General features: G+C 30.7%; 8 protein-coding genes. 2 read left to right on the top strand and 6 right to left on the bottom strand.

The window, feature by feature from the left end; genetic code table 11:
• Positions 1-678 precede the first annotated feature (678 nt).
• Entirely contained in the window at positions 679-1,641 is a 963-nt protein-coding gene (locus LAV82_RS30440; RefSeq protein ID WP_211080236.1) for a DUF3231 family protein, read from the top strand.
• A 653-nt stretch (positions 1,642-2,294) separates the two neighbouring features.
• Here LAV82_RS30440 and LAV82_RS30435 read toward each other — a convergent pair.
• The 4 genes from LAV82_RS30435 to LAV82_RS30420 form a co-directional block, all read right to left on the bottom strand.
• Positions 2,295-2,753: a hypothetical protein gene (locus LAV82_RS30435; RefSeq protein WP_097813640.1), complete on the bottom strand. Its 459-nt coding sequence runs from the start codon at positions 2,751-2,753 to the stop codon at positions 2,295-2,297.
• Positions 2,754-2,790: 37 nt separating this feature from the next.
• Positions 2,791-2,967, bottom strand: coding sequence for a hypothetical protein (locus LAV82_RS30430; RefSeq protein WP_176543566.1), 177 nt, complete (start codon positions 2,965-2,967; stop codon positions 2,791-2,793).
• A 23-nt stretch (positions 2,968-2,990) separates the two neighbouring features.
• On the bottom strand, positions 2,991-3,569 hold the full coding sequence (locus LAV82_RS30425; RefSeq protein WP_097813639.1) for a CBO0543 family protein: 579 nt from the start codon (positions 3,567-3,569) through the stop codon (positions 2,991-2,993).
• A gap of 218 nt (positions 3,570-3,787) precedes the next feature.
• Positions 3,788-4,324 carry a L,D-transpeptidase gene (locus tag LAV82_RS30420; RefSeq protein WP_499717574.1) on the bottom strand — a complete coding sequence of 179 codons (537 nt, stop codon included), beginning with the start codon at positions 4,322-4,324 and terminating at the stop codon, positions 3,788-3,790.
• Between the two features lie 93 nt (positions 4,325-4,417).
• On the opposite strand from LAV82_RS30420, the gene LAV82_RS30415 reads away from it, so the two are divergent.
• Positions 4,418-4,699, top strand: a complete 282-nt coding sequence (locus LAV82_RS30415) for a hypothetical protein (protein WP_097813637.1) — start codon at positions 4,418-4,420, stop codon at positions 4,697-4,699.
• Between the two features lie 212 nt (positions 4,700-4,911).
• Here LAV82_RS30415 and LAV82_RS30410 read toward each other — a convergent pair whose 3' ends face one another.
• Both LAV82_RS30410 and LAV82_RS30405 read right to left on the bottom strand, forming a co-directional pair.
• The gene (locus LAV82_RS30410) at positions 4,912-5,745 is read right to left on the bottom strand and encodes an STAS domain-containing protein (RefSeq protein WP_499717573.1); all 834 of its coding nucleotides are present in this window, start codon (positions 5,743-5,745) and stop codon (positions 4,912-4,914) included.
• 367 nt (positions 5,746-6,112) lie between these two features.
• On the bottom strand, positions 6,113-6,895 hold the full coding sequence (locus tag LAV82_RS30405) for a hypothetical protein (protein WP_499717572.1): 783 nt from the start codon (positions 6,893-6,895) through the stop codon (positions 6,113-6,115).
• Positions 6,896-7,133: the final 238 nt, after the last annotated feature.

Genomic DNA, 7,133 nt, shown 5'->3' with positions numbered 1-7,133 from the left:
AACTAATAATGAATGGGAAAATTGTGTAGGTGACTTTATCTTTCTGAACTGAAGGATTAAGTCGCCTATTGATGTTTATTCTAAATATTCATATCCATTGAAAAAATCACAATTTCTACTACTAACCACCTACTAATCTATCTTCTACATTCCTCTGAGGAAATTATTAAATATATCATAATTAAGAATGAATAATATAATAATTTAAATCTACTAAACCTTTAATAACGTAATGTTTATTAAAAATAAATGTAGTTTATTCATGTGAGTAAATGTATAAACTACATTATAAAAATTAAAGTTTTATTATTTACTTCCTGTGACGACAAATATATTGTTTTTCTACAATAGATGTAAATAGTAAAGTACTTATAATAAAAATACCTTACTATTTACTCAAAAGAATTAAAGAGTTTTTAAGTTAACGTAAATGTTGTTTTATAATTAAAATATTTACGAAGAGATAAGGTATGAAACAATAAATGCATAAAAGAAGAAATCAGCCTATTGAATCAATATCTAACATATAATTACAAAAGGTATTTCTCTAATAAAATAATTAAGAATGTATTAAAAAATTTAGTTATTAGAATTCACCTGAAAGAAAAAGGTTATGAATAAGTTAACGTGTTTTTAGAAAATATAAGTAGAGAAAATGAATTGATAGGGGTAGAAAAAATGAATGTAAATGAATTGGGTTTTCTTTGGTACTTACAATCAAGTTCTAATATGATTAACATATTTTTGAAATATCTTATTGGAACTACAGAAGATGTTGATGTGAAAGAAATTCTAAAACAAATAAACGAAATATCAACACATCAAGAACAAACAGCTAACTTAATTTTGTCTGAAAAAGGATTTAAAAGCACCTCATTTTTCAACATCCAAGATGATTTATATAATCCAAATACGAAGTTATTTTCAGATCAACTAACTACAGAAATTCTTAAACATGTAACGGGTAACGGATTGAAAGAACTTGCATTGCAGTATTCAGAATTAACGGATTTAAAAATTAAAAAATTTTTTAAAGAACTTCTCAATACTTTTACTGAAATAGATTATTCTTTATTAGAGTTGTTAGGTGATAAAGGCATGCTACAAAATAGTTCTTTCTCTTACAAAAATGCGGAAGAGAGAAAAGGGAAATTGTTCAAAGTTAAATCAACTCAGCAAAGACCACTTAATGCAGTAGAACTGTCACATATGTTTAGTGCTCTTGAATGTAATAATGTGGGGGTTGCTCTTTGTGCTGGTTTTTCTGAAGTTGTAAAGGATGATGACATAAAGAATTTTTTACTGGAGGGAGAAAAACTCGCATTTAACCAAGCTTCTACTTTATCGAATATCTTCAGGGAGAACGGTGTCCCTACTTCAACTGGATTGGAGGCTCACGTTAATAAGATTGAAACCTCACCATTCTCAGATAAACTAATAGCCAATTTAATTATGTTTCTAAACCCAATAGGAATAACCAATTTACAAAGTGCTATAGTAGTTAGCTATAAAAGAGATCATATAAATTTATTAAAAGAATTAATCAAGCAGGTCGAAGACTTTTCAGAAAAAGGATTTAAGTTATTAGTAAGAAAAAATTGGTTCCATGAACCTCCTCTATCTAATTGGATACATAAGTAAAAGAATAAAAAATAGAGGTGAAACATTATGGGAAAGTTTGTTGAATCCATAGAAGAAAACTTTAAATTTTCCAAAAAACGCCTTCAATATTGCGACGATGTAGAATTCTGAATTCTACATCCACATACATCTTGCAGCGTATCATTGACTAAGTACTTCTCGACGTATGCCAATCCCATTTGAGCTTGTTTTCCCGGTGGCGTTTCAAGCCGTAAAATTGCCTGCTTCTTTGGTTGTTGACGAAGAAGATGAAATCCCTCAATATTGTCAGTTGACCTTCATATCCCATTGCTTGTATTTCTTCTAGCAAAACTACACAATTAATATTACCTTCTCTAAGACGCCCAAGTATATACGTTTTATAAGAATCTAACTTACTCTCTTTTTTCTATTTATTTACTTTGCGTTTAGGCATCTAATTATCTTTTAGGTATTTACTTACGGTTTTGTGATTAAAACCAGTTGCTTCTGCAATAGTTGTTTTGGTCGTCTAACCTTCTTGAAATGATTTTCAGTTATAAAAACTCTCCAATCTTCAGTACCGTTTCTCCACTCTATCCATGATATGATCTTAAAATGATTGTCTGTTATTATTAGGGAATTTTGAATCGCTGTTATTGAGTATTTTACAGTCACTGATTATACTTGAATACTTAAAAGTGTTTTTTATTTAATATGTACCTTATGAAATTCCCCAAAAATATACCGAAAAAGAAAAAGATGATTCCTGAAAATACCGGTCCTAATGGTATTGTAAAAATGGTCAAAGACCTAGAATAAATAATACCGACTGTTCCTAAATAAGCTCCCAAAACAAACGGAAGATAGTAAAATGGAGGATTTTCACCCTTTGCTTCTCTAACTGCATCCCACATAGCAAATACATATACGCAAGGATAAAACAATAGCCATTGATAATTAGTTACTTCAATGGCTTCGTTAACTTTTCCATTAAAGCTTAACATAATGGAGGTATTTAAATTCGAATTATAATTTATGACAAATTCTAGGAAGATAAATATTATACCTTTGAATATTTTTCTGTTTAATAACTGTCCAAACCCCGGTATGGCAATGCTCCAGAGTAACTTTTGTAACTTATCTTCATTCATCAATACCACTTATCCAATCAAAATTATTTTTTCTGTATCATTCTTTTAAAGTAGACAATTTAAAAGTTGTTTTTAATAGATTAATTCTATTTAGAAGTATAAAATTAATTTCTTTTATGTAAAGAAGTAAATAAATAAACTTTTTTATAAAAAATATAGTGGCAAAACCAACGATGACTTTGATCGTCAAAAAACCAATATTAACTTCTTCCAAAGTTTTTTCCTCCAATTTAAATTTTACTTAGTTGTAAGATCTTGAGGTTTAGATAAAGAGGCTAGTTTTAGTATTAAAGCTCGAGTTACAATTCCAAGAATGATGTAATATATGAATGAATATCTGTATCTCCACTCTAAATAATTAACAAGTTTGACCCACTCGCAAAAGGGTTCACCAATATAGGCATATGTTAGTGCCATAATGATCTGGGCTAAAATAAAAGATTTCCATGTTCTAAAATATTGATATAACAACATGTAAGCTACAGGTACCATTGAAAAATCAAAAGGAAAGGCCCGAGGAATAATAGGTAGGAGTGCAATGGGGTAATCCCAAAAACTATATTGCACACCAACTATATCTAATAAGGTTGTTGTCAAGATAATTACGGTACCAAATAACAAAATTTCTAAAATAATGTCTCGTTTAACAAGTTTAGCCCATATAACCCAAGGCACAACTAAAAAAACGACTAGTATCCACCATTCCCAAGTTAAAAACTCATTTTTTAGCCAACCATTTAATTCTAAATGATACAGCTTATCTTCTAATAAACGTATTTCCTTAAGATTTTCAAATATATTATCTATTGATATCACCCCTATATTTGAATCAAAAGCTAACAGATATTTTTGAATTCAAACTCTTTGAGCTGCCTTTTTAGTATTACCGTTTTTCAGTAATAAATTTCCATCGTAAATAAGAAAAAAACCCATGTTGAAAGTTCTTCTAACACGGGTTTTCGACTTTTTTCAAATGAATCAGAAATTTTGTCTAACAATTGGGGCGCAGTTCAATAACGGAATGCTGTTAGATATTAATTATTTTTTAACTTATAGCCTTTGAATTGATATCCATATACGCTTGTAAGATCAACGAAGCTCTTATAGGAATAAGTAATCGCAACCGGTGTGCCTACTTGAACTTTATCATAATGCTTTTCAATATCTGCATTATGCATTCTCACGCAACCTTGACTCACGTATTTTCCAATGCTACTTTCATTGTTGTTGCCATGAATACCGTATGTATCGCCATACGTACCATTTGTATTTATCCCTAACCAACGTTTTCCTAATGGATTGCGAGGGTCGCCCCCAGGAATATGTCCTGTATAATAAGGATGGTTTTTAATCTTGTTCACCACTTTAAAAAAGCCAACTGGTGTTTTGTCCCATGTTTTCCCTGTTGCTACTGGATCAACGATTTCAATATAACCATTATGAAAATACGCAAGTTTGTTGTAGTACTTGTTAATAATAATCAAATCTAGATTTGCAGCTTTACTTGCTGCTTCTGTTTTCCCTTGATTGACCCCACATAATGCGATCATTAGCAATGTAAGAACGGTCATTATGTTAACTTGAAATGAAGGTAAAATATAAGAATTATTTAAGAATAGTCATGATAAAATGGTATAAAAAGGTATTTAATTAAGGGGATGTATATGTCTTTTATTCTTAATAATTGTCTAGGCATTGGAGTAATTTTTAGTTTGATATTTTTCGCAAGTATAGTTATTGAAAAAAGAATAATTTCTCTTTTAGTTTCTTTAATTACTCTATTGTTTGGTTTATTTTTAACTTTTTATGCTGCTAATAAAATGAATGGATTTGAAGCTATAGACGTATATGTAAAAGGATTAATCTTCGTTGGAGAAGCCTTAATCTTATTAGTTGTTACAAGTATATTTATAGTGCTGAAAGAGCGAAAAAAGAAAGCACTCTAATAAGGGAAAAAATCTCTACCTTCTTTCCTCTACTTAGAGTGCTAAATCGTTCCTATAATAGTGATTATGTTAACTAACTTTATATACCGTATACAAGTTAAAAAACGAAAAACCTACTGAACAGGGATCAGTAGGTTTTTCTGCTATACGTATCACTACTTATCGATGCTCGGAAACATCTTGAGTAGTTTGCTCATAATCCATAAAAATATTCACATTAAAGATCGTGTAAATGAATTTGTATACTGAACAGCTTGATGTAAGCTAGAAAAACTTTTAACTTCCTCAACCTTTATTCCTAAGCTCACCATGGTTTGAGCGATTTCCGGACGTATTCCACTGATGACAACTTCAATTCCTATTAACTGTAGCCCAGCTATTACTTTAAACAGTTGATCTGCTACCATCGTATCAATAATAGGAACTGCTGATAAATCAATAATAAGCCATTTTAATTTATATTGGCTTCCTTTCTCTAAGGCACTCTCCATCAAATATTGTGCTCGTTTGGTATCTAAATCACCTACTAGAGGAAGGATACCTATTTCTTCTGTCATACGAACAACGGGAACAGATAATTCATCAATAGCATATTGAGCATAATTTATTTTTTCAGTGTAATCTTTTATATACGACTTACTTACGAATTGGATCGCGTTATCTACAATGCTATTAAAGTGAGAAATGTTTTGATAAAAAGCATCGAGGGAAAAATCATTATTCTTTGCTTCTTCTTTTATTATTTCCCCGATTACATCTCGATAATAGCTAATCTCCTCTAAAGCTAGGTTTAAGGGAAGTCCGTGATTGACTAATAAATTAGCCATATTGTTTCCCCATTGTTCCATGACTTCATTTGCTGCCTCTTTTTCCATCAAAAGAGAATCGGCATAAGTTGTAAGAATGTCCAAGCGAAAAGTAGTCAACTCTGTATAGATATTATGAGACTCCGCAAGATCTTCTCTTTTATTTTCAGCTAGCTCTTCTTTTCGTTGTAAAATCTTTTCTCTGATAGCATGTAATTTTTCTTGTTGTATATAGGGCAAAGATTTCCCTCCGAGTATCTAAAAAAGTAAAAGTCCTCTAATAGATGAGGATTAGAGGACTAAACATGTTGAAAAGTGTATTAAGATTAATGAAATGTTAAGTTACTTATATTCTTTATTTAGTTGTATAGTACACCTAAATTATATCATAAATTCCCTATAACGTCTTTATTTCCGATAATACGTTTTATGGTAAATAAAGAAATATACATTATTACAGTTGAAAAGCAAAAACCGCCTTCTCTCTAAGGCGGTTTTTGCTCTTACGTGACTTTATCCAATGACACCTTTTGGCATCTTGGTTAGTATGCTCCAATTACGATTCTTTCATTCACATAAAATTAAAAGAGACCTGCAGGCCCTCTTGTTACCTTTTTTCCTTTTCAATATAAAAATCAGGGTGTTGATAGTTCTTCTCTAAAAAGGTTTTCTGTTCTTTTTCAGCAAGTTTATTATTTTCAACTGTATTGATATAAGCATCATAAGCGGCGAACCCATAAAGAGAAGGGAAAAAAAGTAACCATTCTGGATTTAATACGTTGGTAGCTTTCTGGATTTCGCCTAAAAAGAGAAGAGAAATAGCTTCAAGAAGATGAGAATAGTAAAAGAAAACAACGGTCCAAGTAACAATAAAAAAAGCAACGATTATTCGATGAATATAAAGTTGACCTAAACCTGGCATAAATAAGGACCATATTATAGACATAATAGGATTTCTTTTATCCAAGTAGTTAATTTCCATAGCTCCCATACTAAAGGAATTAAAGGTGTGATTTTCTCTTTCAGCTAAGAGATATATTTTATTTAAATCAACCGTCGTTCGATAACTATCCCATATGGCAAAGATATAAACAGGAATATAAATGAGAAGCCACCTAGTGTTTAGTGACTCTTTCACCATGTCCATGTCCCCTTGAAAGGAATGGATCATAGCCACGTTTATATTTGACTGGAGATTAATAACAACTTCCCAAATAAATAAAACAAATCCTCGAAGATATTTAGATAAAAGTAAATGTCCGAAGCCAGGAAAGGCTGCTGACCACCAGGCTATGATGTAAGGATTTCTTAAGTGAATCTGAGTGGTTCCCAATGTACTAATGTGAGCTATATAGCGTCTTGCTGTGTTATCGTTTGTATAGTTTTTCATGTATGTTCTCCTATGGAATTATTAGGGGAGTGAAAAAAACGTTTTTTACATCTTTAATCCATAATTAACATACTTTGATATATTTATTCTGTGTTACACGTTTAGAATACCTGAAAATCCTTTATGAGATAAAAAGTGTTTTTAGATATTAGGTTCCTAGAAAATCCATTATATTAATTAGCAATATAACCAAGAAAAAATACTGACGTTATAGTATGTAGGAATGTACGGTATTCTT

The sequence above is a fragment of the Bacillus sp. ILBB4 genome (assembly GCF_035064545.1).
In the GTDB taxonomy this organism is placed as follows: Bacteria; Bacillota; Bacilli; order Bacillales; family Bacillaceae_H; genus Priestia.
The sequence above is the reverse complement of the archived record's forward strand: the minus strand, read 5'-3'. Positions and strand labels throughout refer to the sequence as shown.